Raw genomic sequence first — 25,771 nt, 5'->3', positions numbered from 1 at the left:
GATGAATTCCAGCAGCGGGCGCAAGTCCGAGATCAGCTTTGCCGATTTCGACCGTATCGACATCCGTGCCGGCACGATCGTCGAGGCCGAGCCGTTTCCGGAGGCGCGCAAGCCGGCGATCAAGCTGAAGATCGATTTCGGTCCGGCGATCGGGGTGAAGAAGTCGTCGGCGCAAATCACCAAATACTACGCACCGGAAACGCTGATCGGCCGCCAGGTCTTCGCGGTGGTCAATTTCCCGCCGCGCCAGATCGGCCCGTTCATGTCGGAGGTGCTGACGCTCGGCTTTCCCGATGAAGAAGGCGCAGTCGTGCTCGGCGCCATCGAACGCAAGGTGCCGGACGGCGGGCGCTTATTCTAGGACGAGCCTGGGGCTACCTGGAGCCAGCTGATCCTGATCGGCGCGCTTGCTTGGCATTCCCAGCGCTTCGTTGACCACGTCGAGGAACATTTCGGCGCAGGCCTGCCAGCTGTAGCGCATCGCGCGCTGGCGTGCTTCGGCGCGATTGACGTGAAGCGCCTTCATCGCCGCCTCGCCCAGATCGTTCGATACGGCCCCCCCGACGCCATCGCCGACAATGTCGATTGGTCCGGTCACTGGATAGGCGGCGACGGGCGTTCCGCTGGCCAGCGCCTCGATGATGACGTTGCCGAAGGTGTCGGTGCGGCTCGGGAAGACGAAGACGTCGGCCGACGCATAGATCTCGGCCAGCTCGTCGTTCGGGCGGTGGCCGAGGAAATTCGCTTTGGGATAGCGCGCCTTGAGCTTTGCCAGCTCCGGTCCTTCGCCGACGATAACCTTGCTGCCGGGCAAATCGAGATCGAGGAAGGCGGCCAGGTTCTTTTCGATCGCGACGCGGCCGACGCACAGGAAAACCGGGCGGGGGAAGCCGGTTTCCTTGCGCTTGTCGGGCCGGAAATGGTCTGTGTCGACGCCGCGTGTCCAGGGCCTCAGCTTGTTGAAGCCACGCGCAGCGAGATCGTCCGCCAGCGATTGCGTCGCGACGAGCGTGCCCTGTCCCGAATTGTGGAAGTCGCGCAGCCAATTGTAGGCCCAGCTCTCCGGCACCGGCAGGCGGGCGCTGAGATATTCGGGAAAGCGTGTGTGGTAGCTGGTGGTGAAGGGGCGGCCAATCCTTCGGCAATGGCGGCGCGCCATGATGCCGAGCGGACCTTCGGTGACGATGTGGATGTGGTCGGCCTTGGCGGCGTCGATCATACGCGCGACATGGCCAGGCGTCGTCAATGCGAGCCGGATGTCGGGATAGGTCGGCATCGGCAAGGTGTGAAAGAGGTTCGGCGTCAGGAAATCGAGCTCGACGTCGAAAGGTTTCAGCGCCTCGGTGAGACGTTCCAGCGTGTGCACCACGCCATTGATCTGGGGCCGCCATGCGTCGGTGACCATCAGGATCCGCATGGCGATCCCGATGCGCATGACGGTCCTTTGCCGCGATAGTTCCTGGTCGCGCCGGCGTGGTGCCGGAACGGCAGCCAGGCAGCAGCTCGCGCCTCGCTCCAGCGCACCCGGGCGGGCACGGGATCGAAGCGGGGCGGCAGGGCCGAATCAACGAAGGTCGCGCGCTTCATGCGCGCTCTTGACCATGATTTCATGACGGGCGGATGAAGCTGCTTTTTTGATCGAGCATGATCTTATCCGAAAACCGGCTTTCACTTTTCGGGATCATGCTCGGGCTAGGCAGGAACCTTGATGACGGCGCGCAGGCCGCCGAGCGGGCTGTCCTCGAGACTGATGTCGCCGCCGTGGCTGCGGGCGATGTCGCGGGCGATCGACAGGCCAAGTCCGGTGCCGCTGGCGTCTAGGTTGCGCGCCTCGTCGAGCCGCAGGAAAGGCTTGAAAACCTCTTCGCGCTTGTCGGGCGCGATGCCGGGGCCGTTGTCGTCGATGGTGACGGTGAGCGAGCCGCGGCCGTGATTGGCGTGGACCTCGACGGTCTTGGCATAGCGGAAGGCATTGCCGATGACGTTCGACAGCAAACGGGCAAAGGCGTTCGGCCGCACATGCACCGTCGGATCGCCGGTCAGCGTCGTCGTGAGCTTGCAGCCGCGCAATTGGGCTTCCTCGCCGAGTTTCTGGAAATAGGTTTCGAGATCGAAACGGCCGGTGTCCTCCGCCCCCTCGCCGCGGGCAAAGGAAAGATAACCCTCCAGCATCGATTGCATGTCGTCGATGTCCTGGTTCAGCGCCGCCTTGGTCTCGGATTTGCCGCCGGCCAGCGCCAGTTGCAGCTTGAAGCGGGTGAGGATGGTCCTGAGGTCGTGGCTGACGCCGGTCAGCATCGCGGTGCGCTGCTCGATCTGGCGCTCGATGCGCTCACGCATCTGGATGAAGGCGAAGCCGGCGCGACGGACTTCCTCGGCGCCGCGCGGGCGGAAATCGCGCGGCATCGGCCGACCCTTGCCGAAACTCTCGGCGGCCTCGGCGAGCGTCAGGATCGGCCTGATCTGATTGCGCAGGAAGGGGATGGCGATCATCAACAGCACCAGCGAGGTGCCGACCATCCAGATCAGGAAGATGTGGGTGTTGGAGGCATAAGCCTGGCTGCGCCGCACGAAGACGCGCAGCACCTTGCCTTCAAGCTGGACGCGAACCTCGACGACGTTGGAGTTTCCGACCGTGTCGATCCAGAACGGGCGGTTGATCTGCTTCGTGATCTCCGACGACAAGGCCTCGTCGAGGATCGAGAAGAACGGTTTCGGGCCGGGCGGCGGCAGCGGATCTGGCGGCAGCAGATCCACCTTCAACTGCATGCGGTCCTGGGCGATGCGGATGATGTTGGCGTAATCGGCGTCGTGCGGATAGGTCTCCATCATGTCGATGACGGCCGCTATGTCCGAGATAGTCGCCTGCGACAGGCGCTGCGTGACCGTCTGCCAATGGCGCTCCATGAAGACGAAGGCGACAACCGACTGCAGCAGGATCATCGGCGCGATCACGATGATCAGCGAGCGGGCGTAAAGCCGCTTCGGCATATAGAGCGCGACCAGGCGCCAGAACCGGTTCCAGGCGCGCGGCATCGCCCTCAGCGTCCGCAATGCGAGATCGCCGAGACCGCTTCCTTTCGGCTTGTCCAGTTGCGTGGTCGCCATTCGCCTTCCGCTCGTCGATGGCCGTTCAGCAAAGGGCCTTCGACGGTAGCTTATTCGACGCTGAGCCGATACCCAATACCGCGCACCGTCTGCAGCCACACCGGATTGGACGGATCGCGCTCGATCTTGCGGCGCAGCCGGTTGATCTGCACGTCAATGGTGCGCTCGCCGACATCCGATTCATCGCCCACCAGCTCATGGCGCGGTATGGTCTCGCCCGCCCGCGCAGCGAAGATCGCGAGGATCTCCTGCTCGCGGTCGGTCAGCTTAAGCGCCTCGCCGCCGCGCTTCAATTCGCGCTTGGCGATCTGGAACGTGTAGGGCCCGAACACCAGCTGCTCCACCTTCGGCGTCGCCGCCGGGCCGCCACGGCGCAGGATGTTGTTGATGCGCAGGATCAGCTCGCGCGGATCGAACGGTTTCGGCAAGTAGTCATCGGCGCCGGCTTCCAGCCCGGTGATGCGGCTGTCGGTCTCGGACAGCGCCGTCAGCATCAGGATCGGCACGTTCTTCTCGGCCCGCAGCGCCTTGGTGAGGTCGACGCCGGTCTCGCCCGGCATCATCACGTCGAGCACCAGAAGGTCGAAGTCGAGGCCGGCGAGCTTGCGCCTGGCCTCGCCGGAATTGCCGGCCACGGTGACGCGAAAACCGTTCTCGGACAGATACTGCTTGAGCAGGTTGCGGATACGCGTGTCGTCGTCGACGACCAGGAGATGCGGCGCGTCATCGTCGGGCGCTGACGGATGATCAACCTTCTCAATGGTCTCCATGGTTCTTCCCCGATGTTTGCGCAGGCACAATGTCGATCTGCGCTCTTAGTTCCGGATTGACCATCGCTTCCAGGAAACGCTCGATCGTGGCGCGTTCGGTGGTTCCGGAATCCTCCAATGCCGCACGGATGCGGCGTGACTGTGGCCGTGCCAGCGCCAAGGCCAAGGCGCGACCCTTGGCGGTCGGATAGAGCTCGCGCTGCCGGCGGTCGCGCGGACCCTGCACCTGGACGATATGGTCGGTGTCGATCAACTGCTTCAAAACCCGCGCGAGGCTCTGCTTGGTGATCTTCAGCACGTCGAGCAGTTCGGCGACGGTGAGGCCCGGCCTGCGGTTGACGAAGTGCAGCACGCGATGATGGGCGCGGCCGAAGCCGTAATCGGCCAGGATCTGGTCCGGATCGGAGGTGAAATCGCGATAGGCGAAGAAAAACAGTTCGATGATAGCGAAGTCGATGCCGTCCTCATCGGCGATCGCCGTCCTGATCGGTTTACCGGCTGCGGGGCTCGTCATCATTTCTCCATGCGAGGCGGGGAATTATGTCAGTACTATTGACGTAATTTCCGAACAATGATAATTTTTGACAAGCTTTTCGGCGGATTGCGAACGAAAAGGCAAGGGGAAGCCGTTTTTCTGGAACTTCCTGAGTTTGCCACGGATTGAATATCCGCCTACGCTTTCAAGCATTGGCCAGTCTTTCGGATCCTGTGGCGGGGCCGGTACGAAAGGCTTTAAAATACAACGATTTGCGGGCACTCGCCCGCGGGAGGTTTCCATGGCATCCGTTCCCTTCGATCAATTGGACGGCTTCATCTGGATGAACGGCGAGTTCGTCAAATGGGCCGACGCCAAGATCCATGTGCTGACCCATGGCCTGCACTATGCCAGCGCCGTCTTCGAGGGCGAGCGCGCCTATGGCGGCCAGATCTTCAAGCTGACCGAACACAATGAGCGCCTGCATGAATCGGCGCGCCTGCTCGGCTTCAAGATTCCCTATCCGGTCGCCGAGATCGACGAGGCCTGCCGCACGCTGTTGAAGAAACAGGGTTTCCAGGACGCCTATGTGCGCCCGATCGCCTGGCGCGGCAGCGAGCAGATGGGCGTTTCGGCGCAGAACAACCGTATCAACTGCGCCATCGCCATCTGGCAGTGGCCGAGCTATTTCGACCCCGCGCAGAAGCTCAAGGGCATCCGCCTCGATGTCGCCGAATGGCGCCGGCCGGATCCGCGCACCGCGCCGTCCAAGTCGAAGGCCGCGGGCCTCTACATGATCTGCACGCTGTCCAAGCACGCCGCCGAGGCCAAGGGCTACGCCGACGCCATGATGCTCGATTGGCGCGGCCAGGTGGCGGAAGCCACCGGCGCCAACATCTTCTTCGTCAAGGACGGCAAGATCCATACGCCCACGCCCGACTGCTTCCTCGATGGCATAACCCGCCGCACGGTGATCGGCCTGGCGAAGGACCGCGATTTCGAATTGATCGAGCGCGTCATCATGCCGGAGGAACTCGAAGGTTTCGAGCAGTGCTTCCTCACCGGCACCGCCGCCGAGGTCACGCCGGTTTCCGAGATCGGTCCATACCGATTCGAGGTCGGCGAGATCGCCAAGACGTTGATGAATGACTATTCCGCCGCGGTGCAGCCGAAGCACGCAATCGCTGCAGAATAGCGATAGTCACAGCTTTTTTGTGCAATAGGGGCGGTTTTCGAGCCGCCCCTTTTATTTAAGCGCACGCGCATTTGACTTTCAAACAATTCGGCGTCTCATGATGGCGTCGGCCCGAGGAGGCTGGCGGCTATGGAGGGACTAGTTACATGGACAGCAACACGATTATTCAGATCGTTGTACAGGTAATTGCCGGCGTTATCGGTGGCCAGGCGGTTGGCGCGGCGTTGAAGCAGGCGGCGATGGGCCAAGTCACCAAAATCCTCGGCGGTGCGATCGGCGGCGTCGGCGGCGCGGCCATTCTCGGCAGTTTGCTCGGCGGCGGTGGCGTTGACGCGGCAGCGGCGGCGGGAGGCATCGGCAGCGCGCTCGATCTGAAGAACCTCCTCGGCGGTGTTGGTGGTGGCGCGATCCTGACCGGCATCATCGGCGCGGTCATGAATGCGATGAAGAAATAGGTCCGGTTCTTTCGGACCTTTGCCATGGGCGGCCTTGGCCGCCCATTCCTTTTGGGAACATGGCCGGCGGCCTCGGCCGCCCATTCCTTTTGGGAACATGGCCGGCGGCCTCGGCCGCCCATTCGTTTTGGAGCATGGCCGGCGGCCGCCTCGGCCGCGCATTTCCTCCCGAAGTTCGGACAATGGTGGACGAGGTTCGCCGGGCTGTCTACATCAGGCGACACTTCGAAGGAAAGCCGTGGGGAAGGAAAGCCATGGGTCAGCTCAATGCCAGCATCGTGCCGGTCACGCCCTTCCAGCAGAACTGCACCATCCTGTTCGACATGGACGACAGGAACGGCGTCGTCGTCGATCCCGGCGGCGATGTCGACAAAATACTGTCGGTGCTGAAGGACAATGCCATCACCGCCGGCGCGATCTGGATCACGCACGGCCATATCGACCACGCCGGCGGCGCGATGGAACTGAAGGATGCGCTCGGCATCGACATCATCGGCCCCCACGAGGCCGACAAGCCACTGCTTGCCAATCTCGAGAACCAGGCCAAGCGCTTCGGCCTCACCGACCCGGTGCGCAATTGCGTGCCGGACCGTTTTCTGACCGAAGGCGAGGTCGTGTCCTTCGGCGGCCATCGGTTCGAGGTGCTGCATTGCCCGGGGCATGCGCCGGGCCATGTCGTCTACTACAACCGGGCGGCCAAGTTCGCGCATGTCGGCGACGTGCTGTTCCGGGGCTCGATCGGGCGAACCGATCTGCCCGGCGGCGATCACGCCGCGCTGATCGCCTCGATCAAGGACAAGCTTCTGCCGCTTGGCGATGACATCGGTTTCATCTGCGGCCATGGCCCGGGCAGCCGCTTTGGCGACGAGCGGCGGACCAATCCGTTTCTGACCTGACCCCACAGGCAAAGAAAAAGCGCCGCTGGAGGCGGCGCTTTTGCCCGGGCAGGGAACCCTGGGTTTTCTTAATTGGCAACGCAGAAATGCTGGGCGCCATCATTGCCGGTGAAGGTGCCGGTGCGCGAATTGAAGCTGCGGTAGCGATCCGAGCAATACTCGTACCAGCCGCGGGTCCACGGTTCGGCGTAGCGGTCGGCATAGACGACACGCGGCTGCTGCACGTAGTAGCGACGCACCGGCCGGTCGACATAATAGCCATCATCATAGGCCGGATCGTAATAGCGCGGCCCAGGGTTGCTGAGCGCGCTGCCGATCAGGGCGCCCGCCGCGAGGCCGACAACGCCGGCGGCGAGGGCGTCACCGCCGTGACTGCGATGATGGTGCCAGCGCCAGTCGTCGGCATTGGCCGCCGAGAAAGTGGCCAAGGTGGTCGCGGCAATGCCAACGCTCAGGATGGCGGTCTTGAGAAAGCTATTCATTTTCGGTCTCCTTCGCGCCGGCCCGCGCATTTTTTCGGGGGATACGGACCGGCTTTAGCAAGGTTAATAGAAGACCGTGGCTGAACGGAGGCTGAACGGAAGTCGGCGCAAACGATTTTTCGTGGCTTGCCGATTTTCAAGCCCGGGCGACTTTTGGAGCCTGGGCGATTTTTTTGAAGCCGGGGTGACTTTCCGGGCCTGGGCACGATCCATTCCGGGCGGGAGCGGTCCCGCCTGAAAGGCCTCCGTCGGATCCGTCGTGGGCCGGCTTAGCCGATCGACAGATTGACGGCCTTCGGACCCTTGCCGCGCTTGTCCGGCTCGGTGTCGAATGTCACTTTCTGCCCATCCTCAAGACCGGGAAGGCCCGACGCCTGCACAGCCGAGATATGGACGAAGACATCCTTCGCGCCATCATCGGGCGTGATGAAGCCGAAGCCCTTGGCATGGTTGAAGAATTTGACGGTGCCGGTCTGCGGCATGGGAAACTCCTTTGATCCCATCAAGTCAAGTCTCGGGCCGGCAAACTGCCCGAGAGGAAATTTGTCCTTTATTTTAGCGCTATCGGCAAGAGAAAGTTTTCGCCTGCCGATCCAAGCATTTGCGCGCAAAAAAGGCGCGACCGTCTCGGTCGCGCCTTCGCAATTTCAGGCCTGTGCAGAAGCCGGTTCATGATCCTGCCGCACCATTGCATCCGCAAGGATAAGGCTGTTGCGGGGATCAGGCGGCGCGCAGGTTGACCGCCTTCGGGCCCTTGCCCATGCGGTCCGGCTCGACGTCGAAGGTGACCTTCTGACCGTCGACCAGCGTGCGCAGGCCTGAGGCCTCGATCGCGGAAATGTGGACGAACACGTCCTTGGCGCCACCATCCGGCGTGATGAAGCCGAAGCCTTTGGTGGCATTGAAGAACTTTACGGTACCGGTCTGGGCCATTGGGGAAACTCCTTCACCCGTGTCAGTCTTGTGGTTCGCCCGCTGCCTCGCGCCTCGGGCAAATCCCGGTGGTTGCTTCGGCGGTCATGCATTCGCGCATGGTCAAACCCCCCGCCGAAAAACGGGGTTGTCAGAGATTCACACTTATCGGGGAAAGGTCGTCCAAAACGTTCCGCTCTCCGGGTCGCAAATGCCCGAACATGATTTTTATTACACGGAAACGTGATGCTTGCAAGACGACGCTCGCGGGCGGCCCGCGGCGCGTCCAACGCTGGGGCCTCGATAGACCCGGCCTCATCACCGGTCATCGGCCAGAGACGGGCCAAGCATGGGCCAGCATGAGGGTGGCGACCATGGGTCGTGCGCTCCACAAACGATGGTTGCGTTTACCGCGCGGGATGCGAGGATATCGCGAGCCGGCATCACGCGTCGGGATGGAGGAGGGACATATGCGGTTTCTTGCGGTCTGGCGGCAAGGCGTCGTCATTTTCATGCTGTCCGCGCTGCTGGCAGCCTGTACCGTCGTCGTCGACGATGGGCCGCGCCCGCGGCCGCCCCGGCCACATCCGCAGCTCTGCACCATGCAATACGAACCGGTCTGCGCGCGGCGCGGCGGCGACCGCCAGACCTTCGCCAATGCCTGCCTGGCCGAAAGGGAAGGCTACCGCATCGTGCGCGACGGTCCTTGCCGCGATGGTGGTGGTGGAGGCGGTGGCGGCGGGGAGCAGACGTTCTGCACGCGCGAATACGCGCCGGTCTGCGCCAGGCGACATGGGCAAGTGCGCACCTTCCCGAACGCATGCGAGGCCCGCGCGGCGGACTATCGCATCGTCGGCGACGGGCCGTGCTGAGAAAACCGCGGTGTCCATCCGCGCAAATGGACACCGCGACGCGCGCTGACGCTTTGTCTTGAATCTCTTGCCCGCATGGCTTAGGTCCGGCGGACCAACAAATACGGCAGGTTTCCCATTAGCAAAGATCACAGAAGAGCGGCAAACGCCGGCGGCAGGCCAAGTGGCTCGGCCAGCCCGCTCGACCCGTATGTGCAAAAGGCGCTGCAACTGCATCAGGCGGGGCGCCGCCAGGAGGCCGAGGCGCTCTACCGGCAGGTCCTGGGGCAGCAGCCGAACCATGCCGCCGCGCTGCATTTCCTCGGATTGCTGCTGCACCAGACCGGCAGGAGCGAGGAAGGGCTTGATCTCATCGAGCAGTCGGTGACGCTGCAACCCGAGAATGCCGACTTCCTCAACAATATGGGCACGGTCATGCGTGACCTCGGGCGCGTCGCCGCCGCGATCGATTTCTTCCGCGGCGCGGTCGATATCCGGCCCGACCAACTGGCCGCGCGCGACAATCTCGGTTCGTCGTTGACGCAGCTCGGGCAGTTCGACGCCGCCGAGGAGATCTATCGCGGCACAATCGGCCGCAATCCGTTCCATGTCCGCGCGCGTGTCGGTCTCGCCGAAACGCTGCAGGAAGCCGGGCGGTTGGACGAGGCGATCAAGCTGTTCCGCGAGGCGCTGTCGATCCGGCCCAAGGACGCCGAGCTGCTCTACGGGCTGGGCGTCGCGATGATGGAGAAGGGCAAGCTCGACGAGGCAACCGATCTCGCCCGCCAGGCGCTGGCGATCGCCCCGAACATGGCCAGGGCCTGGCTGCTGCTCACGCAGGTCAAGCGCCAGACCGAGCGCGACAAGGAGCTTTCCGGAATGGAGGCCGAGCACGCCAAGGCGCCGCAGGGCAGCCTCGCGCGCATGCAGCTCTCCTTCGGCCTGGGCAAGGTCAACGACGACCTCAAGGACTATGGCCGCGCTTTCGACTATTTCGCCGAGGGCAATGCCATCCGCCGCAAGGCGATCGACTACGACCCCGCGCGCACGCGCGGCGAATTCGAGGCGATGAAGGCGGCCTTCGACACGGTCTTCTTCGAGAAGCACAAGCCAAGCGGCATTTCCGACGACACGCCGATCTTCGTCGTCGGCATGCCGCGTTCCGGCACCACGCTGGTCGAGCAGATCATCGCCAGCCACCCGCAGGTCCTTGGCGCCGGCGAGTTGAACATCCTGAAGACGGCCGTCGGCAAGCAGTTTCCGATGAACATGCCGGGCGGCTTCCCGGCCGGTATCGCCGACATGCCCGGCAAGGCGTTCGCCGAAGCCGGCCAGGCCTATCTCGACATGCTGCATACCCGCTATCCGGGGTACCGCCATGTCACCGACAAGATGCCGGGCAACTTCCTTCTGGTCGGCTTCCTGCACATGATGCTGCCGAAGGCCAAGATCGTCCATTGCGCGCGCGACGCCGCGGCCACGTGCCTGTCGATCTTCAAGGTGCATTTCCGCGGCGACAGCCATCGCTACGGCTATGATCTCGGCGAGCTCGCCGATTTCCACAACCTCTACACCGACATCATGGCGCACTGGCACAAGGTGCTGCCGGGCGTCGTGCACGATGTGCGCTACGAGGATTTCGTCGCCGACCAGGAAGGGCAGACGCGGGCGCTGATGGCGTATCTCGGCCTGCCTTGGGACGACAAGGTCCTGTCGTTCCACGAGACGGACCGGCCGGTGCGTACAGCATCGGCGGCGCAGGTGCGCCAGCCGATGTATCAGGGCTCGGTCGATCTGTGGAAGCGTTATGGGGACCGGCTGAAGCCGCTGCTGGATAAGCTAGCGTAGCAGGGCGAAGCCTCTCGGCTTCGTCATAGGATGACGAAGCGAAGGGCCGAGTTCCTCAAAGCTCCACGAACGGCTGGAAGCCGCCGAAGATCATGCGCTTGCCGTCGAACGGCATGGCAGACCAGTCCATCTTGAGGCGCTCGTCGGCCATCACCTTGGCCATGACCGCGTCGCGGCTCTGTCTGGACTCGTAGACGACCCAGGCGAAGATGACGATCTCCTCGTCCTTCGCCTGCACGGCGCGCGGGAACGAGGTCAGCTCGCCATAGGGCACGTCGTCGCCGACGCATTCGACGTAGGCGAGCGCGCCATGCTCCTTCCAGACGGCGCCGGCGTTCGCAGCCATTTTCTTGTACGCATCGAGATTTGCCTTCGGCACGGCGAGCACGAAGCCATCGACATAGGACATGGTGGACTCCTCTTTGCTGAAATCAGGCGCCGGGCCGGCGGGGGTGCGACCCGGCGCGAGTGAGCGCGACATGCCCGCCATTGGCGGGCGCCGCTGCTCGCCAGGAAATCACTTCACCGGCGCGTTCATCGCCCAGGCGACGCCGAAGGGGTCTTTCACCTGGCCCCAGCGGTCGCCCCAGAACATCACCTGCAGCGGGGTGACGACTTCGCAGCCGGCATCGACCGCGCGCTTCCACCAGGCATCGATATCGTCGCCGCCGAGATGGAGCTGCAGCGTGTAGCCCTGCGCCGCCTGGTGCGGATGGCCGTGCTCGGGATAGGCATCGCCCAGCATCAGCGTCGAGCCGTTGACGTAGAGATGGATGTGCATGGTGCGGCCCTTGTCGTCCGGCGGATAGGCGAACACTTCCTCCGCGCCGAAAGCCTTCTTGTAGAATTCGGCGGCCTTGATGGCGCCGTCGACCTGCAGGTAGGGGGTCAATCCGCCAAGGACCTTGGCGCGGGGCGGGGTCTGGTCGTTCATTCTCGTGTTCCTCTTCACGGGGTTGATCTGGCCACCCAAGGACGGACGAACCGGCGGCGATCCTACATGCCTCTCGAAAATTTCTTAAAGGGCCGGTTCCCGGCAGCCGGGGCGACCGGAGAACAATCGCATTGGATATGCCACTTTATATGACCTTCGCCGAGAAGGTGGCGGCACGGCGGCTTTCCCGCGTTTCGAAAATCTCCGGAAAGCCGATGTCCTTGCGCAACTCGGCGGGCAGCGAAAGCAGGATGCGCTCGCTGCGATGACGGGCACGCGCCGCGGCATACCGGTTGGCGAGGCGGCCGATGGATGACAGTACCGACATGTTGGGTCTCCCTGGTTGATGCCGGCATCACCGTGTCGGCATCCCAAGGACGAGGCGGCAACAGGCGATCCGACAGATCGCCTCAATCTTTTCAGAACACCGACGCCGCCAGCGCGGTGTCGTAATATTCCACCATCTCGATGATCTCGCCGTCGCGCACCGTCCAGAAATTGGCGGTGCGCATGATGAACTCCTCGCCGGTGGCGCGGCGTGTCATGTAGATCTCGACCTGCGCGGCGACCTTGTCGCCGCCGTCGATGATCTCGACCGGGACGAAGTGCCGGTATTCGAAGTCATCGTCGAGCGCCAGGAGCCTGGCGAGGAATTCCTGCTTGCCATGCGCGGTGCCGGCATGACGCGATTGCCGGGGATCGGCAATCCAGCGGAATACGACATCCTCGGCGCAATGGGCGAGGGCGCCCTCGATGTCGCGGTCCGCATAGGCTTTGTAGAGATTGCTGACGATTTCCACTGCACGCATGGCCCGTTCCCTCCATGGCTGAGCAATTCAAGATGCTCCTTTTTTAGCAGATGGAAAAGTATTGCCGGGCCGGCAGCAAAGCCTGCCGGGCCGGCGTTGCTTCGAATGCCGGCCCGGCAGATGTATCGTCTCTCAGTTCGGCGTTTCGGCGACGGAGCGGAAGAACGCTTCCGGGTCGTCGACTTCGGTCAGCCGCCGCCTGTCGATCAGCCAGAAGCGGTTGCCGACGGCGCGGATGAAGGAGCGGTCATGCGAGGCAAGCAGGCAGCTCGCCTGATGCTTCAGCAATTCGTCCTCCAACGCTTCCTGACCGTCGATATCGAGGTGGTTGGTCGGCTCGTCGAGCAGATAGAAATTGGGATGGATGAGCCGCAGTACCAGCATCATCAGTCTCGACTTCTGTCCGCCGGACAGAAGGCCGATCTTCCGCTCCTGCATTTCGATGGCGATGCCGGCGCCGGCGAGCAGAGAACGGGCGCGCTGCTCGCCGACATCGAAGCGGCGCGAGAGCATCGCCAGCGGCGTGTCGTCGCCATCGATGCCCGACAACGCCTGATCGCTGTAGCCGAGCGCGGTCGAGGGCGTCACCTTGACGTTCGCGACCGAACCTGGCTCGGCGACGGCGTCGCGGATCATCGCGATGAAGCGCGTCTTACCGACGCCGTTTCGGCCGAGCAGCACGATGCGATCGTCTTGGCAGATATGGCGCTTGCCGGTCCTGAACAGCAGCGTGCCGTCAGGGGTTTCGACCGCCGCGTCCTCGAGCGTGATCAGCACCTTGGCGTGGGTGCCGCGGTTGGCGAGCCGGATTGCGCCGGCCGAGCGTTCGCGGTGAGCCGCCACCGCCGCATCTTCCAGCTTCTCCGCCCGCTCCTTGAGCTGCCTGGTCTTCACCGTCAAAAGGTCGCTGCCGGAATTGATGCCGATATTGTTCAGCTTGGCGGCCTGCTTGCGCAGCTGCTGGGCAGTTTTCATGTCGCGCTCGAACTTCCGCGCCGTCGCCGCATCGACGTCGTCGAGGGCCTGCCTGGCGCGCGAATACGGCAAGGCGAACACCGGTGAGTCCTCCGGACGCAGGAACAGTGTGCGGTTGGTGGTGGCGTCGAGGAAGGCGCGGTCGTGGCTGGCGATGATCACCGGCACCTCGCGGGGCAACGCGTTGAGCCATGTCTCGAGTTGGCTGATCCTGGCAAGGTCGAGATGATTGGTTGGCTCGTCGAGCAGGAGCACGTCCGGATCGGTGACCCAGACGCGCGCGATCAGCGCCAGCCGCTGCCAGCCGCCGCTCAAGGCGCGCATTCTCCGCTCGCGCATGTCCTCCGGCACGTCGAGCGAATCCAGCACCACGTCAACGCGCCAGAGCTCGCTGTCGCGCTGTTCGGGCGGCAAGGCATCGGCGACGGCGTCATGGAAGCTGCGGTCGAGCAGCGCGTCGGGGACGGATTGCTCGACATGGCCGACGCGCAAGCCGCGCGAGCGGGTGATGTCGCCGGTGGTGGCTTCGAATTTGCCGGCCAGGCATTTGAGCAAGGTGGATTTGCCACGGCCATTGGCCGCGACGATGCCGAGCCGGTCGCCGGCGCCGATGATGAGGTCGAGATTGGAAAAAAGCGGCGCACTCATGGTGACGCCGAGGGATTTGAGGCTGATCAGGGCCATGTCGATATCTCTGGTCTTGCCGACACTTTGTTGGAGCATGATCCCGAAAAACGGTTCCCATTTTCGGGATCATGCTCTAGCGGCTCAATGCACTTTGACGGTGCGCCGGCGGGCCATCAGGCCACGCTCAGCGGCATCACGAAGGGCAGACCAAAAATCGAAGCGGGAAAACCCGGACCGTCCTGGTCAGCCCTGCAAGCAAGCTCGCAGGGCACAAATCGGGCCACGCTGACGATGGTGATAGTAATTCACGCAGCCCTCCTTTCCAGATGTTCGAGTATGCTGAGCGACTACATCAAAGGCGAGGGTGAGGGCAAGTGGGCCGTCTCCCACAAGCGGAGAAGGAAAAGGCGCTACTGCCCCGGCCGACCAGTCTTGCCCGGCCGGCGTTTCTGGCGGCGCTCGTCGGCTGGATCCTCGTAGGAGCCGATGCCGGCGCGCTGGCGGACGATGGGTTTGTCGTCGCGTTCCTTCGCGCCCCCCTCTGTCCTGCCGGACATCTCGCCCCCAGGGGGGGAGATCGGCTGCGGCTTAGCCGGCTTCTTGCCCTCGACGGGCTTCTCGGTGCGGCGCACCGTCATCTCGTCAAGCGAGTTCTTGCGGAACAGCGGTTTGCTGCGGTCGCCGGGAATACCGAAATCGGAACCATGCGCTTCCTGCGCGCTCTGCTTCTTGAACAGCGAACGCGAGACGGCGCCGGCCGGGGTCGTCATGTCGGTGCCGGGGCCCATGTCGTCGATCGACGGCTTGGCGAAAAGCGGCTTCTTCACCGGCACGGCACCGTCGGCGCCCATCTCGTCGAGATGCGGCTTGCGGAACAGGTTGGGCCGGGCGGCTTTGGCCGCTTCCTCGGCGGCACGCGCTTCATCGAGCTTGCGGAACCGCTCCTGTTCCTCGACCGTACGATGTTTGGCCACGCCCTTGTTGTGCTTGCCCTTTTCGCGGCCCGATGCAGGACTTTGGCTTTCCACCTCGCGCGCCAGCGGATCGTCGGAGATGGCGAGCTCCATCTCGCGCAGCCGCTTGATCTCGTCGCGGACGCGCGCCGCCTTCTCGAAGTCGAGATTGGCGGCGGCATCGCGCATCTGCTTGTCCAACGCCTCGAGATGGGTCTTGAGGTTGTTGCCGATCATCGCCCCGGCATCGTCGGTGAACTGCGAGATGTCGGCGCGGACATGGTCCTTCTCGTAGACCGAGTCGAGGATGTCGGCGATGCGCGACTTGACCGATTCCGGCGTGATGCCGTTGGCGAGGTTCCACTCCATCTGCTTCTCGCGGCGGCGATTGGTCTCCGCCATCGCCCGCTCCATCGAGCCGGTGATCTGGTCGGCGTAGAGGATGACCTTGCCATCGACGTTACGGGCGGCGCGGCCGATGGTCTGGATCAGCGAGGTTTCCGAACGCAGGAAACCTTCCTTGTCGGCATCGAGAATGGCGACGAAGCCGCATTCGGGAATGTCGAGGCCTTCGCGCAACAGGTTGATGCCGACCAGCACGTCGAAGGCGCCGAGGCGCAGATCGCGCAGGATCTCGATACGCTCCAGCGTGTCGATATCGGAATGCATGTAGCGGACGCGGATGCCGTTCTCATGCAGGTATTCGGTGAGATCCTCGGCCATGCGCTTGGTCAGCACGGTGACCAGCGTGCGGTAGCCGGCCCGGGTCGTGTCGCGGATCTCGCCGACGACGTCGTCGACCTGGCTCTTGGCCGGACGCACCTCGACCGGCGGGTCGATCAGGCCGGTCGGGCGGATGACCTGCTCGGCGAAGACGCCGCCGGACTGGTCGAGCTCCCAACCGCCCGGCGTCGCCGAAACCGCCACCGACAGCGGGCGCATGGCGTCCCATTCTTCGAAGCGAAGCGGCCGGTTGTCCATGCAGGAGGGCAGGCGGAAACCGTACTCGGCCAGCGTCGCCTTGCGGCGGAAGTCGCCGCGATACATGCCGCCGATCTGCGGCACGGTGACATGGCTCTCGTCAATGAAGACCAGCGCGTTGTCGGGAATATATTCGAACAAGGTTGGCGGCGGATCGCCCGGCTGGCGTCCGGTGAGATAGCGCGAATAATTCTCGATGCCGGCGCAGGAACCGGTCGCCTCAAGCATCTCCAGGTCGAAGCGGGTGCGCTGCTCCAGCCGCTGCGCCTCCAGCAGGCGGCCAGCCTTTTCAAGCTCTTGCAAGCGAAGCTTGAGCTCTTCCTTGATAGACTTGATGGCTTGATTCAAGGTCGGGCGCGGCGTCACATAGTGCGAATTGGCGTAGATCTTGACGCTTTTCAGCTCGCCGGTCTTTTGGCCGGTCAGCGGGTCGAACTCGGTGATGGCCTCGATCTCGTCGCCGAACATCGAGATGCGCCAGGCGCGGTCTTCCAGGTGGGCCGGGAAGATCTCGATGGTGTCGCCGCGCACGCGGAAGGAGCCACGGACGAAATTGATGTCCTGGCGCTTGTACTGCTGGGCGACGAGATCGGCGAGCAGGGCGCGCTGGTCGAGCCGGTCGCCGACCTGCATCTGGAAGGTCATCGCCGTATAGGTCTCGACCGAGCCGATACCGTAGATGCAGGACACCGAGGCGACGATGATGACGTCGTCGCGCTCGAGCAGCGAACGCGTCGCCGAATGGCGCATGCGGTCGATCTGCTCGTTGATCGAGGATTCCTTTTCGATGAAGGTGTCGGTCCGGGGCACATAGGCCTCCGGCTGGTAATAGTCGTAGTAGGAGACGAAATACTCGACCGCGTTTTCGGGGAAGAATTTCTTGAACTCGGCATAGAGCTGCGCGGCCAGCGTCTTGTTGGGCGCCAGGATCAGGGCAGGACGCTGCGTTTCCTCGATCACCTTGGCCATGGTGAAGGTCTTGCCCGAGCCGGTCACCCCGAGAAGCACCTGGGTGCGGTCGTTGCTGCCGACGCCTTCGACGAGATCCTTGATCGCCGTCGGCTGGTCGCCGGCCGGCTCGAAATCCGAAACCATCTTGATGGCGATGCCGCCTTCGGACTTTTCCGGGCGCTCGGGGCGGTGCGGCGTCCAAAGCACGCCGTCCTTGTGCAGGGGATTGCCGGATTCGATCAGTGCCGACAGTGCTGCCACCGTGGCGGTGACGCCACTGGACGTCATCGTCTCGGCTTCTTCCAGCGAGACGTCGAGGCCGGCGATCGGATTGAGGCCGGCCGCGGTGCGCTCGCGCGCCGACGCAGCACCCCCCATCGAGGTGCCGCGCGCCGTGCGCCCGGGCGCCGACGAGCGCTCGGGGATCTTCTTCGGGGCCTTCGCCTTCGGCTGCTTTTCCGCCTCGCGCTCGATCTGCCCGGCCCAATCGGAGATCGAGCCGGTCAGCGGCGCGCCGGAAAAGTCGGCCTGTGGCGCCTCGCCAAAACCACCGGGCTTCAGCGGCTCGGCGGCATCGAGGAATTCCGTCAGCGGACTGCGCCGCTTCGGCGCGTCATCTTGCGCCGGCGAAGGCGTCTTCTTGTCAGGATGTCTGGCCATGACCGGAATATGGGTGGACTCGGTTCAAATGGAAAGAGCCGAGTGAAACGGCGCCGGCCGCGCGCGGACGCTGCTGACAGAAGGCTGTCAGGAGAGGCGTCATGACGTAGTGAGCCGGAGATCGCTGGCGTCCGATGTCGCGGTCGAGGCAAGCGCCGCGGCGACGGCGGCGGCGCGGCGGGCCTTCGGTCCGTCCACCGGCCAGACCAGACGACGCCTGATGGTCAATGCCGGAATCTCGCTGGCAATCTCGACGAGCTGCCCGGAGCGGAAATGCTGTCTCAGTACCAGTTCGCTGGCGAGCAGCGCGCCCATCCCGGAGATCGCGGCCTGCGCGGCCAGTACGGTCAAGGGGAACCGCGGTCCGTGGTCGATGTTCTTGCGCTGTCGGCCGGCGGCGGTGAACCAGTTCTCCCATGTGGGATAGACGTCGTCGCCCATGGTCTGATCGATATGCAGCAGAGGCAGGCGGTCGAGCATCCCGGCGCCGTCCCGGTCGGAGCGGTTCCCGATCAACGCCGGGGCGCAGGCCGGGACTACCCTTTCGGTGAAGAGCTCGGCCGAAGCGAGATATTTCGCCGAGCTGTTGCGGTAGCTGATGGCGAGGTCGATGCCTTCCTCCAGCATCGAATCCAACGCGATCGACACGACGACGCGCACATCCAGCCTGCCGAGAGCCGCGCGGACATTGCCAAGGCGCGGCGCCAGCCAAAGCGAGGCGAAGGACGGATCGGCCGCGACGGTGAACATATCGGCGCGGCGCTCGAAACGCAGCCGCCGCAGCCCGGACGCCAGTGCGTCGAAGCCGCGGTCGATGTCGGGCAGCGCCGCTTCGGCGATGCGCGTGAGCGCGATGCCGTTGCCCTCGCGCCTGACCAGCTTGACGCCAAGCCGATCCTCCAACTGCCGCAACTGATGGCCGACGGCGCCCGGCGTGACACCGAGCTCGTCGGCGGCGCGCGTGAGACTGCCGGTGCGCGCGGCGGCGGCGAGCGCCCGCAAAGCCGACAAAGGGAGGTGGCGAAGAAACGTCATGGATTGAGCTTACCTCAAAACCTGCGAAAACAAACTCGTTTGCTATGTGGGCTACCGCAGGCCTAGCGTTGAAGCCAGCTCAACTTAGGATGCCAGGTCATGCTCGATATGCAAACGCAGTCCATTCCCATTAATCAGGCTTTTGCGCCGCCCTGCTCGTTCCGATCGACGTGCAACGAGGGAGCACGCATCGCGGTCGAATTCGACGACGGTAGCGCCGGCCGGCTGTCGATGCGCTGGCTGAGGCTTGCCTGCGAATGCGAGATATGCGGCGACACCGCTTCCGGAAAGCGCTGGCTGACGCCCGCCGACGTTCCCGCCGATATCCGGGCGACGTCGGTCGAAATCTCGTCCGACGGGACAATGGATGTGGTCTGGCAGGACGGCCATGCCTCCCGCTTCGCGGCGGGCTTTCTGGCCGTCTACGCCGGACGGGTCGGCGATTTCGGTGCGCCACGCTTCCATCCGGAACTGTGGAACAGCGATCTCTCGAGGCGGCTCGGTCGCTTTGCCTTCGATGCGGTGGTCGAGGACGACGAGGCGCTTTTCCGCTCGCTGCGCGCCTTACGCGACCACGGCATCGCCATGCTGACCGGCGTTCCGGCCGAGCCCGAGGCGACGCTGCGTGTCGCCGGCCGCTACGGGCCCGTGCGCGAGACCAGCTACGGCAAGGTTTTCGACCTTGTCTCACGACCTGACGCGCGGGTGGCCGGAGAGACGGCGCGGGCGCAGATCCCGCACACGGACGAGCCGTTCCGCTATTCGCCGCCGGGCTTCATCTTCTTCCATGCCATCAGGACCGGCGCCGGCAGCGGCGGCACATCGCTGATGGTCGACGGTTTTCAGGTCGCCGAACAGATGCGCACGAACACGCCTCATTTGTTCGACCTGCTGACCCGGCATGGCGTGACATTCCATCGCGAGCACGCCGGCGACGTGTTCTTCAGCGCCGAGGCGCATGTCATCAGCCTAGACGCGACCGGCGCCGTCACCGGCATGCGCTTCAACGATCGCTGCCTGGCGCCGCAGGCCGGCGCCGTCGACGAGATCGATGGGCTGATCGAGGCGCTTGCCGAGCTGACGCGGCTGATCTGCGATCCGGCGAACCAGTTCCGGCACCAGCTGCAGCCAGGCGAGGTGCTGGTCTTCGACAATCAGCGGGTCCTGCACGGGCGCACCGAATTCGATCCGACATTGGCGGTCCGCCATCTCAGAAGCTGCAACCTCGACCGTGACGGCGTCCACAGCGCGTTCCGCACGCTGGCCCGTCGCTTCGCGCCGCAAGAGGCACAGGCGGTGCTTTACCAGGGGGCTATTCTTTAGCCTGTGGAATAGGTCCTCAATTGAACCACAGCGCGAAAGTCAGGAAACCGGCGCCGCCGAACTCGCGCTGGATCTGGTCGAAATCGTCACTGGCGAGGATCCTGCCGCTTTCGAGATAAGGCGCGATGCCGGGGCCGGTGATCGACAACACGAGGTCGAAAGGTTTCGGCTCGTCGAAGAAGCGCTTCATGTTGATGCCCCTGCCGGTGACGCGGAAATGTGGCAGCAGCACGCGGCCTTCGAGAAGGTCCTCGGCCATGGTCAGCGCGGCGAGCCAGGCGGTCACCTGCTGCTCGCCGACCTCGAGGCCGGTCAGCGGATTGACGCCTTTCTGCTGCGGTCCAGGCAGCCATTCGCGGTCATTGTCGGTCTCGGCCAGGATCGCTTTCCAGTCCTCGCGCGACAGCCGGATCATCTCCAGCAAATGGCGGCGCGCGGTCTGCCGGCGCTCCGGCTCGACCACCGGCCAGTTGACGAGGTGCACCAGCGAGACGAAGTCGGCGAAGCGCCATTCCGAGGCAAAGATGTTGCCGCTCATGCCGCCATCCGGCGGTACCAGCGCATCCTGCAAGGGCAGTTTCGCGCGCGGGAACAGCATGTGGAAGGAGCCGTCGAACATGCCCTTGAAGTCATGCGCCAGCCAGAAATCGGCCTGCGCCATCAGGAATTCGGCGTAGCCTTGCAGCCAAAAGCCGTCGGCGCGGTCGAAGCGGAAGGTCAACGAGGGTGCTGCATCGCTGGTGTCGATGCTGCCACGGGCGAGCGAGGCCATGATGGCGGCGATGCTTTCGTCGGGCGCGAGCTTGCCATCCTCGTTGAGGTCGATGCCGACGCGGGTGAGGTCGACGACCATGCCGATATCGGCATCGGCCGGCACCGAGCCCAGCGTTGCAGCGGATTTTTCCAGCCGGTCACGGAAGGCGACAAGGATGGCGCGGAATTCTTCATAGGTCAGCGGTTGCGGGTTGGGATTGTCCGGCACGGGCAATTGCATCAGCGGCAGCATGAAGGATTTCGGGCTCTCGAACCCATGCCGATGCAGGCCGGTGGCGAGGAGTTCCAGGGCGGTGAAGAATTCGCCGGCGCCCGCGGCATAGGCCGCTGCCGGGTCCCTGGCCGCTGCCGCCTCCAGCGTCGACAGCGCCGCGTTGCGGTCGGCAACGCTCTTCGCCTCAAACATGGACTTGGCCGCGTCCGGCATCTCCGCCCACGCGAAGGATGCCGGCAGGAATGCAGACAAGGCTGCTGCAAGGATCGCTCTACGCATCGTCATTGCCCTCCACTCATGCCGCGAGCATACACGTATTTGGCTCGAGGCGTTCTCCGGTCCTGCAGATCAGCGGGTCCGTTTTCGCGATGGCGCCCGGCTTCAACCGGCCCGTCAGACAGTCTACACAGGGCGAAACTGGACCTGCCCGTGTCGAATTATCCGCTTTCCTACAAACTGTCGTGGCTGCCGCGCCTGCTGCGACCGTCGCTTGCCGGCGACCGGGACGGTTTCGCGGCGCCGGCGGCGACGTTGATCGATCCGCAGCCAACGCGGAAGGTGCGGCTGGCGTTCGTCGGCGACATTTCGGCCGTCGCCAATCGCGATGCGCCGGAATGCGATCCGGCGATCGCCGCGCTGCTTTCATCCGCCGACCTCGTGGTCGGCAATTGCGAAAGCCCGATCGTCGAACGCCCACGCGCGATCATAGGCACGTGGCTCGGCACGCATCACGCGATGGGCGAGCGCTTCCTGGCCGATGCGCTTGCAACTGCCGGCATCGCGCGTGACAGGCTCGTGCTGTCCTTCGCCAACAATCATGTGCTCGACCAGGGGATTGCCGGCTTCGAGGAAACACGCGCGACGCTGAGCCGGCTCGGGATCCGAACCATCGGCACGGTTGCGGGCGGACCGGTCCAGCATCATGCGGCCGGATCGCTGACGATCGGCTTTGCGGCCTTCACGCTGTGGCGCAACACGGACGCCGCGCCGTTCGAGGAACGCATCTCGATGCGCAGCGATCCCGCCGAATGGCCGCGCGACGCGTCCGGCATCGACTTGCTTTGCGCGGTGCCGCACTGGGACTGGGAGTTCCGGCATCTTCCACGACCTGCGACCCGGGCGCTGGCGAGGCGGCTGGCGGATCACGGTGTCCGGCTGATCGCCGGGCATCACACGCATGTTTTGCAGCCCATCGAGCGCATCGGCGATAGCTTCGTCGCCTATGGGCTCGGCGATTTTCTCGGAACCGCCTTTACCAGACTGCCGTGGCCGGCACGCATCGGCTCGGTATTCGTTGTCGATGTTAGCGCCGATCCGGCCACGCGCGGCGCCATCGTTGCCTACAAGATGCACTTCTTCATGCGACTGCGGGCAGGCAGCCATGAGCGGCTGGTGCCGGTGGAGGCGCTCGACTGCGCGATGAGGGAATGGGTCGCGGCGCGTTTGAACGCGATTTTTCCGAGTTAGGAAAACTGGCCGTCGATTGCCGCCGGGTGCTGGCGACTTTCACGCAAAAGCCGCTATCATGGCCGCATCTCAGCGGCGGCCGGGGGTGACCATGGAAGCAGTGGATTTCATGCCGAGCGAAGCGGCGATCGCAGGCATCAGGCGCGGCATCGAGGACTATGAGGCGAAACGGGCGTCAGCCCAGAAACAGGTCCGCTGGCGGATCCCCGTGTTCGTCGGCCTGGCCGTCGTCTTCGTCGCGCTCATTGCCTGGCTGTTCAACGCCGCCGCCGATCCTCACGAACAGTGGCTCTCCACGCCGCATGTCTTTCTCTATCTTGGCGGCATGGCCGCGGCGGTGGTGCTCTATTTCCAGGCGCTGAGGCCGGCGACCCGGCTGCAGCAATCCTTCCGCGACACGCTGCTGCCGATGATCTTCGGCTTCGTGCGCGACGTGCGCTACCAGCACGGAACGCGGCCGAACTCCTTCGACAGGATGCCGCGCGAAACCGTCGGCGCTTTCAACCGCCAGAGCTTCGACGACGTCATTTCCGGGCGCTACGAGGATTTTCCCTTCGAGCTCTACGAGGCCAAGCTCTGGGAAGGCTCCGGCAAAAGCGAGACGATCGCCTTCAAGGGCGTCATCGTCGCCTTCGAGACCATCGAGCCGTTCCCGGGCACACTGGTTGCCGCGCGCAAGGCCGGCAAGGTGGCGCATTTCTTCCGCGGCATGTTCGCCACCAAGATGCAGGAGCTGTCCTCCGGCGTCGAAGACCTCGACGCCGCCTATGAATTCCGCACCGACAATGTCGAGGCGGCGCGGCCGCTGGTCACCGGCCGGATGGCGCGGGCGCTGACCTGGCTGCGCGAGACATGGCCCTACGACCAGGCGCGGGTGGCGCTCGGCGGCAGCGACGGCTTTCTGTTGATGCCGCGGTCGAAGAACTTCCTCGAGCTTCCGGATATCTCGCAGCCGATCGACTACAACATTCATGTCGCGCCGATGATCACCGATCTCGGCGCAATGCTGGCGACGGCGTCGCTGGTGCGCAAGATCGGCGCGAAGGACGAAGCGGCCGGATAGGGTTCAGCAATCGAAGCCGTATGCAGAACGCATGTAATCCGCCTCTTCCTTCGACATCTTCTTGAGCATCACGCAGACGGTGAAGCTGCCGACCTGGCGGCCGTTCCTGGTGTAGCCCCAGTCGGAGATGTCGTCCCTGGCGAATTCGATGTTCTGGCCGAGGACGACGTTGCGGACGATTTCCGGCTCGTTCGCCAATATGCCGACGAAGCCGGCGTCGGTCCGCTTGAAGGGGATGACCCAGAAATGCTCCGTCGCATTTCCGTCGACGATCATCACCTTCAGCTTGAACCTGTCGGTTCCCGGCGGCGGAGCGTCGGCCAAAGCCAGGAATTCATCCAGGCTGGATCGCGCCTTTGCGATCGCCGCCGCCATCTCGGCGTCGTCGGAGGCGATCATCATGGCCTTGTCGTCGCCTTCCGCCCAGGCATGCAAAGGAGCGAGCGCCAGCAGCAGGCATAGCGCGATACGATTGGCAATTGTCATGACACCCCCCAACCCCAGTCAAGGCCACTATCTTCCTGTAATATGTCGGCATTATCAATCGAACTGCGGTTCGCCGCCAAGCTATTGAAGCCATCGGCGGACGCCTGCCATTGCGACAATCATCCGTGGTTTTGCTAAGTGGCCCACGCTGATCGTCAGCTGGGTATGATAAGCAGGAAGACCCGGCTGCCGAAGAAATCGAATACGTTGAATGGAACTGCGCGGAGAGGGCAGGATATGCGACCGAGATTTGCGGCAGCGGCGTTCGCGGCGATCGTGCTTTGCGCCGGGCCTGCCCGTGCCGACGACCCGAAGGCGTTCAAGCTGACCATCGACGGCGTGACGATCGACATCGATCCGGGCGAGGATGTCGACGTGACCTTGCCCGGCGGCAGGACCAGCAAGGTGCGGATCGATCACAATGATTTCGCGACCTTCTCCGGCGGCGCATTCTCCTTCGTCCATTCGAGCAGCAATTCGGTCACCAAGACCGATCTCGGCGACGGCATCGCCCAGTATCTCATGGCTTCGGCGCTCGGCACCCTCGTCGTGGTACAGAAATACGACAGGATGAACCCGGTTTCCCTCAACCAGCTGATGCTGCAGGAGATGACCAAGGAAACGGTCCAGGCGGGTGGGCAGCTGACGCAGCAGCCGACGAGCCGCAAGCTTGCCGACGGCAAGGAGTTGACGGGCCTCAAGGCCACCGTCAAGACGCGCACAGACAGTGCGGATTTCGAGATCGTCGGCTTCGGCACCGCCGATCGGGGACTGCTCTTCATCACGCGCATCGGCGATCAGGACAATGCGACCGAGCAGCCGCTGATCGACAAGTTCTGGGAGACCTTGAAGATCAAGCTGTAAGGTGTCCGATATTCAGGTGAGGCCGGCCCGCCCTGAATCTCCACACGCCTTGGACTGGCTTACAGACCCGTCAGGCCGGCCAGCCAGTTCGCCGAGCGCTTCGCCGCGTCCACCGTTGCGCCAGCGGCGCGGCTGAGATCGGTCTTGACCACGGCATAGCCGGCCTTGGTGCGGTAAAGCACGGCGCGGCCGCCATCGACCGACCTATCGAAGGCGACGGGCTTTGCCGATTCCGTTTCGCTGGCGGTCACCGTTGCGCCGACCGGGGCGCTCGGGCGATGGTCGAGCTCGGGCGGCAGCGGGGCGATGGTTTCGACGACGCGGTTCCTGGGCTTCAGATCCGGCCTGGAGGCTTTCGCGGCAAGCTCGGAGGAAGAGGCCGAGCCCTTGACGCGGCAGATGCCTGAAACCAGCGGATAGTTGAAATTGCGCTGGTGCAGCATCTGGCTCTTCATCGCCGCCTCGCAGTCGGCGATCGTCGCCCATTTGGCCGGCGTCTCGCCGATATATTCGCACAGCTTGGCATCGCAGTCGCAGCCGACGATGGTCATGGCGACAAGGGCGGTCTTGATCACGGTCTTGTCCCTTCGAAATTGCCTCCCCAACCGCTTGCATCAATCCGCGCCGAACAAGGCGGGATTTGGCCGCCATTGTGAAATGTGG

General features: G+C 64.0%; 27 protein-coding genes. 10 read left to right on the top strand and 17 right to left on the bottom strand.

The window, feature by feature from the left end:
• The first annotated feature begins 1 nt into the window (after position 1).
• Positions 2–361 (top strand): tRNA-binding protein, encoded by a 360-nt coding sequence (locus tag FJ417_RS02495; RefSeq protein ID WP_140782354.1) that lies wholly within the window; start codon positions 2–4, stop codon positions 359–361.
• On the opposite strand, the gene FJ417_RS02490 is transcribed toward FJ417_RS02495, so the two are convergent.
• The 4 genes from FJ417_RS02490 to FJ417_RS02475 all read right to left on the bottom strand — a co-directional run bounded on the left by FJ417_RS02490 (position 353) and on the right by FJ417_RS02475 (position 4,392).
• Positions 353–1,417: a glycosyltransferase family 1 protein gene (locus FJ417_RS02490; RefSeq protein ID WP_140704316.1), complete on the bottom strand. Its 1,065-nt coding sequence runs from the start codon at positions 1,415–1,417 to the stop codon at positions 353–355. The genes FJ417_RS02495 and FJ417_RS02490 overlap by 9 nt on opposite strands.
• A 275-nt stretch (positions 1,418–1,692) precedes the next feature.
• A complete protein-coding gene (locus tag FJ417_RS02485; RefSeq protein WP_140782353.1) occupies positions 1,693–3,108 on the bottom strand; it encodes an ATP-binding protein in 1,416 nt (471 codons plus the stop codon).
• A gap of 50 nt (positions 3,109–3,158) precedes the next feature.
• Positions 3,159–3,878, bottom strand: coding sequence for a response regulator transcription factor (locus FJ417_RS02480; RefSeq protein WP_095766537.1), 720 nt, complete (start codon positions 3,876–3,878; stop codon positions 3,159–3,161).
• Positions 3,865–4,392 carry a MarR family transcriptional regulator gene (locus tag FJ417_RS02475; RefSeq protein ID WP_140647554.1) on the bottom strand — a complete coding sequence of 176 codons (528 nt, stop codon included), beginning with the start codon at positions 4,390–4,392 and terminating at the stop codon, positions 3,865–3,867. Before FJ417_RS02475 ends, FJ417_RS02480 begins: the two co-directional genes overlap by 14 nt.
• Positions 4,393–4,654: 262 nt before the next feature.
• Between FJ417_RS02475 and FJ417_RS02470 the strand changes: the two genes are divergently transcribed.
• The 3 genes from FJ417_RS02470 to FJ417_RS02460 all read left to right on the top strand — a co-directional run bounded on the left by FJ417_RS02470 (position 4,655) and on the right by FJ417_RS02460 (position 6,899).
• The gene (locus tag FJ417_RS02470; RefSeq protein WP_140782352.1) at positions 4,655–5,548 is read left to right on the top strand and encodes a branched-chain amino acid aminotransferase; all 894 of its coding nucleotides are present in this window, start codon (positions 4,655–4,657) and stop codon (positions 5,546–5,548) included.
• Positions 5,549–5,694: 146 nt separating this feature from the next.
• Positions 5,695–6,003: a hypothetical protein gene (locus FJ417_RS02465; RefSeq protein WP_140647552.1), complete on the top strand. Its 309-nt coding sequence runs from the start codon at positions 5,695–5,697 to the stop codon at positions 6,001–6,003.
• Between the two features lie 254 nt (positions 6,004–6,257).
• Positions 6,258–6,899 (top strand): MBL fold metallo-hydrolase, encoded by a 642-nt coding sequence (locus tag FJ417_RS02460; protein ID WP_140782351.1) that lies wholly within the window; start codon positions 6,258–6,260, stop codon positions 6,897–6,899.
• Positions 6,900–6,967: 68 nt separating this feature from the next.
• Here the strand turns inward: FJ417_RS02460 and FJ417_RS02455 are convergent, their stop codons facing one another.
• From FJ417_RS02455 to FJ417_RS02445, 3 genes are all read right to left on the bottom strand, one after another.
• Positions 6,968–7,381 (bottom strand): BA14K family protein, encoded by a 414-nt coding sequence (locus tag FJ417_RS02455; protein WP_140647550.1) that lies wholly within the window; start codon positions 7,379–7,381, stop codon positions 6,968–6,970.
• A 269-nt stretch (positions 7,382–7,650) separates the two neighbouring features.
• Positions 7,651–7,863, bottom strand: coding sequence for a cold-shock protein (locus FJ417_RS02450; RefSeq protein ID WP_006202521.1), 213 nt, complete (start codon positions 7,861–7,863; stop codon positions 7,651–7,653).
• 238 nt (positions 7,864–8,101) lie between these two features.
• On the bottom strand, positions 8,102–8,314 hold the full coding sequence (locus FJ417_RS02445; protein ID WP_006202520.1) for a cold-shock protein: 213 nt from the start codon (positions 8,312–8,314) through the stop codon (positions 8,102–8,104).
• A gap of 449 nt (positions 8,315–8,763) precedes the next feature.
• Here FJ417_RS02445 and FJ417_RS02440 point away from each other — a divergent pair, with 449 nt between their 5' ends.
• Both FJ417_RS02440 and FJ417_RS02435 read left to right on the top strand, forming a co-directional pair.
• Entirely contained in the window at positions 8,764–9,165 is a 402-nt protein-coding gene (locus tag FJ417_RS02440) for a Kazal-type serine protease inhibitor domain-containing protein (RefSeq protein ID WP_140703884.1), read from the top strand.
• A 192-nt stretch (positions 9,166–9,357) separates the two neighbouring features.
• The gene (locus tag FJ417_RS02435; RefSeq protein WP_140782350.1) at positions 9,358–10,992 is read left to right on the top strand and encodes a tetratricopeptide repeat-containing sulfotransferase family protein; all 1,635 of its coding nucleotides are present in this window, start codon (positions 9,358–9,360) and stop codon (positions 10,990–10,992) included.
• A 55-nt stretch (positions 10,993–11,047) separates the two neighbouring features.
• On the opposite strand, the gene FJ417_RS02430 is transcribed toward FJ417_RS02435, so the two are convergent.
• The 7 genes from FJ417_RS02430 to FJ417_RS02400 all read right to left on the bottom strand — a co-directional run bounded on the left by FJ417_RS02430 (position 11,048) and on the right by FJ417_RS02400 (position 18,917).
• Positions 11,048–11,401: a DUF1428 family protein gene (locus tag FJ417_RS02430; RefSeq protein ID WP_140782349.1), complete on the bottom strand. Its 354-nt coding sequence runs from the start codon at positions 11,399–11,401 to the stop codon at positions 11,048–11,050.
• A 108-nt stretch (positions 11,402–11,509) separates the two neighbouring features.
• Entirely contained in the window at positions 11,510–11,926 is a 417-nt protein-coding gene (locus FJ417_RS02425; protein ID WP_140647546.1) for a glyoxalase/bleomycin resistance/extradiol dioxygenase family protein, read from the bottom strand.
• Positions 11,927–12,071: 145 nt separating this feature from the next.
• A complete protein-coding gene (locus FJ417_RS02420) occupies positions 12,072–12,254 on the bottom strand; it encodes a hypothetical protein (RefSeq protein WP_041012788.1) in 183 nt (60 codons plus the stop codon).
• Positions 12,255–12,345: 91 nt separating this feature from the next.
• Complete coding sequence (locus tag FJ417_RS02415) at positions 12,346–12,735, bottom strand: nuclear transport factor 2 family protein (protein ID WP_140647545.1); 390 nt, start codon at positions 12,733–12,735, stop codon at positions 12,346–12,348.
• 132 nt (positions 12,736–12,867) lie between these two features.
• On the bottom strand, positions 12,868–14,394 hold the full coding sequence (locus tag FJ417_RS02410) for an ABC-F family ATP-binding cassette domain-containing protein (RefSeq protein ID WP_140782431.1): 1,527 nt from the start codon (positions 14,392–14,394) through the stop codon (positions 12,868–12,870).
• A gap of 353 nt (positions 14,395–14,747) precedes the next feature.
• Positions 14,748–17,882 (bottom strand): excinuclease ABC subunit UvrB, encoded by a 3,135-nt coding sequence (uvrB, locus tag FJ417_RS02405; RefSeq protein WP_140782348.1) that lies wholly within the window; start codon positions 17,880–17,882, stop codon positions 14,748–14,750.
• A 99-nt stretch (positions 17,883–17,981) separates the two neighbouring features.
• Entirely contained in the window at positions 17,982–18,917 is a 936-nt protein-coding gene (locus FJ417_RS02400; RefSeq protein WP_140782347.1) for a LysR substrate-binding domain-containing protein, read from the bottom strand.
• 99 nt (positions 18,918–19,016) lie between these two features.
• On the opposite strand from FJ417_RS02400, the gene FJ417_RS02395 reads away from it, so the two are divergent.
• Positions 19,017–20,240, top strand: coding sequence for a TauD/TfdA family dioxygenase (locus FJ417_RS02395; RefSeq protein ID WP_140782346.1), 1,224 nt, complete (start codon positions 19,017–19,019; stop codon positions 20,238–20,240).
• 16 nt (positions 20,241–20,256) lie between these two features.
• Here the strand turns inward: FJ417_RS02395 and FJ417_RS02390 are convergent, their stop codons facing one another.
• Positions 20,257–21,513 (bottom strand): hypothetical protein, encoded by a 1,257-nt coding sequence (locus FJ417_RS02390; RefSeq protein ID WP_140782345.1) that lies wholly within the window; start codon positions 21,511–21,513, stop codon positions 20,257–20,259.
• Positions 21,514–21,657: 144 nt separating this feature from the next.
• Between FJ417_RS02390 and FJ417_RS02385 the strand changes: the two genes are divergently transcribed.
• Both FJ417_RS02385 and FJ417_RS02380 read left to right on the top strand, forming a co-directional pair.
• Complete coding sequence (locus FJ417_RS02385) at positions 21,658–22,695, top strand: CapA family protein (protein WP_140782344.1); 1,038 nt, start codon at positions 21,658–21,660, stop codon at positions 22,693–22,695.
• A 91-nt stretch (positions 22,696–22,786) separates the two neighbouring features.
• Entirely contained in the window at positions 22,787–23,758 is a 972-nt protein-coding gene (locus FJ417_RS02380; protein ID WP_140782343.1) for a DUF3137 domain-containing protein, read from the top strand.
• Positions 23,759–23,761: 3 nt separating this feature from the next.
• Here the strand turns inward: FJ417_RS02380 and FJ417_RS02375 are convergent, their stop codons facing one another.
• Positions 23,762–24,244, bottom strand: a complete 483-nt coding sequence (locus FJ417_RS02375; protein ID WP_140782342.1) for a DUF2314 domain-containing protein — start codon at positions 24,242–24,244, stop codon at positions 23,762–23,764.
• Positions 24,245–24,481: 237 nt separating this feature from the next.
• Here FJ417_RS02375 and FJ417_RS02370 point away from each other — a divergent pair, with 237 nt between their 5' ends.
• Entirely contained in the window at positions 24,482–25,108 is a 627-nt protein-coding gene (locus FJ417_RS02370; RefSeq protein ID WP_140782341.1) for a hypothetical protein, read from the top strand.
• A 59-nt stretch (positions 25,109–25,167) separates the two neighbouring features.
• On the opposite strand, the gene FJ417_RS02365 is transcribed toward FJ417_RS02370, so the two are convergent.
• Positions 25,168–25,683: a hypothetical protein gene (locus tag FJ417_RS02365; RefSeq protein ID WP_140782340.1), complete on the bottom strand. Its 516-nt coding sequence runs from the start codon at positions 25,681–25,683 to the stop codon at positions 25,168–25,170.
• Positions 25,684–25,771: the final 88 nt, after the last annotated feature.

This window comes from Mesorhizobium sp. B3-1-7, assembly GCF_006439385.1.
Taxonomy (GTDB): Bacteria; Pseudomonadota; Alphaproteobacteria; order Rhizobiales; family Rhizobiaceae; genus Mesorhizobium.
Note: the sequence above shows the minus strand (reverse complement) of the source record. Positions and strands in the feature narration are given on the sequence as shown.

Bases quoted from the DNA above. Each gene is read 5' to 3' on its own strand.
- FJ417_RS02495 (WP_140782354.1), top strand. From the start codon at position 2: ATGAATTCCAGCAGCGGGCGCAAGTCCGAGATCAGCTTTGCCGATTTC.
- FJ417_RS02490 (WP_140704316.1), bottom strand. From the start codon at position 1,417: ATGCGGATCCTGATGGTCACCGACGCATGGCGGCCCCAGATCAATGGC.
- FJ417_RS02485 (WP_140782353.1), bottom strand. From the start codon at position 3,108: ATGGCGACCACGCAACTGGACAAGCCGAAAGGAAGCGGTCTCGGCGAT.
- FJ417_RS02480 (WP_095766537.1), bottom strand. From the start codon at position 3,878: ATGGAGACCATTGAGAAGGTTGATCATCCGTCAGCGCCCGACGATGAC.
- FJ417_RS02475 (WP_140647554.1), bottom strand. From the start codon at position 4,392: ATGACGAGCCCCGCAGCCGGTAAACCGATCAGGACGGCGATCGCCGAT.
- FJ417_RS02470 (WP_140782352.1), top strand. From the start codon at position 4,655: ATGGCATCCGTTCCCTTCGATCAATTGGACGGCTTCATCTGGATGAAC.
- FJ417_RS02465 (WP_140647552.1), top strand. From the start codon at position 5,695: ATGGACAGCAACACGATTATTCAGATCGTTGTACAGGTAATTGCCGGC.
- FJ417_RS02460 (WP_140782351.1), top strand. From the start codon at position 6,258: ATGGGTCAGCTCAATGCCAGCATCGTGCCGGTCACGCCCTTCCAGCAG.
- FJ417_RS02455 (WP_140647550.1), bottom strand. From the start codon at position 7,381: ATGAATAGCTTTCTCAAGACCGCCATCCTGAGCGTTGGCATTGCCGCG.
- FJ417_RS02450 (WP_006202521.1), bottom strand. From the start codon at position 7,863: ATGCCGCAGACCGGCACCGTCAAATTCTTCAACCATGCCAAGGGCTTC.
- FJ417_RS02445 (WP_006202520.1), bottom strand. From the start codon at position 8,314: ATGGCCCAGACCGGTACCGTAAAGTTCTTCAATGCCACCAAAGGCTTC.
- FJ417_RS02440 (WP_140703884.1), top strand. From the start codon at position 8,764: ATGCGGTTTCTTGCGGTCTGGCGGCAAGGCGTCGTCATTTTCATGCTG.
- FJ417_RS02430 (WP_140782349.1), bottom strand. From the start codon at position 11,401: ATGTCCTATGTCGATGGCTTCGTGCTCGCCGTGCCGAAGGCAAATCTC.
- FJ417_RS02425 (WP_140647546.1), bottom strand. From the start codon at position 11,926: ATGAACGACCAGACCCCGCCCCGCGCCAAGGTCCTTGGCGGATTGACC.
- FJ417_RS02420 (WP_041012788.1), bottom strand. From the start codon at position 12,254: ATGTCGGTACTGTCATCCATCGGCCGCCTCGCCAACCGGTATGCCGCG.
- FJ417_RS02415 (WP_140647545.1), bottom strand. From the start codon at position 12,735: ATGCGTGCAGTGGAAATCGTCAGCAATCTCTACAAAGCCTATGCGGAC.
- FJ417_RS02410 (WP_140782431.1), bottom strand. From the start codon at position 14,394: ATGGCCCTGATCAGCCTCAAATCCCTCGGCGTCACCATGAGTGCGCCG.
- uvrB (WP_140782348.1), bottom strand. From the start codon at position 17,882: ATGGCCAGACATCCTGACAAGAAGACGCCTTCGCCGGCGCAAGATGAC.
- FJ417_RS02400 (WP_140782347.1), bottom strand. From the start codon at position 18,917: ATGACGTTTCTTCGCCACCTCCCTTTGTCGGCTTTGCGGGCGCTCGCC.
- FJ417_RS02395 (WP_140782346.1), top strand. From the start codon at position 19,017: ATGCTCGATATGCAAACGCAGTCCATTCCCATTAATCAGGCTTTTGCG.
- FJ417_RS02390 (WP_140782345.1), bottom strand. From the start codon at position 21,513: ATGACGATGCGTAGAGCGATCCTTGCAGCAGCCTTGTCTGCATTCCTG.
- FJ417_RS02380 (WP_140782343.1), top strand. From the start codon at position 22,787: ATGGAAGCAGTGGATTTCATGCCGAGCGAAGCGGCGATCGCAGGCATC.
- FJ417_RS02375 (WP_140782342.1), bottom strand. From the start codon at position 24,244: ATGACAATTGCCAATCGTATCGCGCTATGCCTGCTGCTGGCGCTCGCT.
- FJ417_RS02370 (WP_140782341.1), top strand. From the start codon at position 24,482: ATGCGACCGAGATTTGCGGCAGCGGCGTTCGCGGCGATCGTGCTTTGC.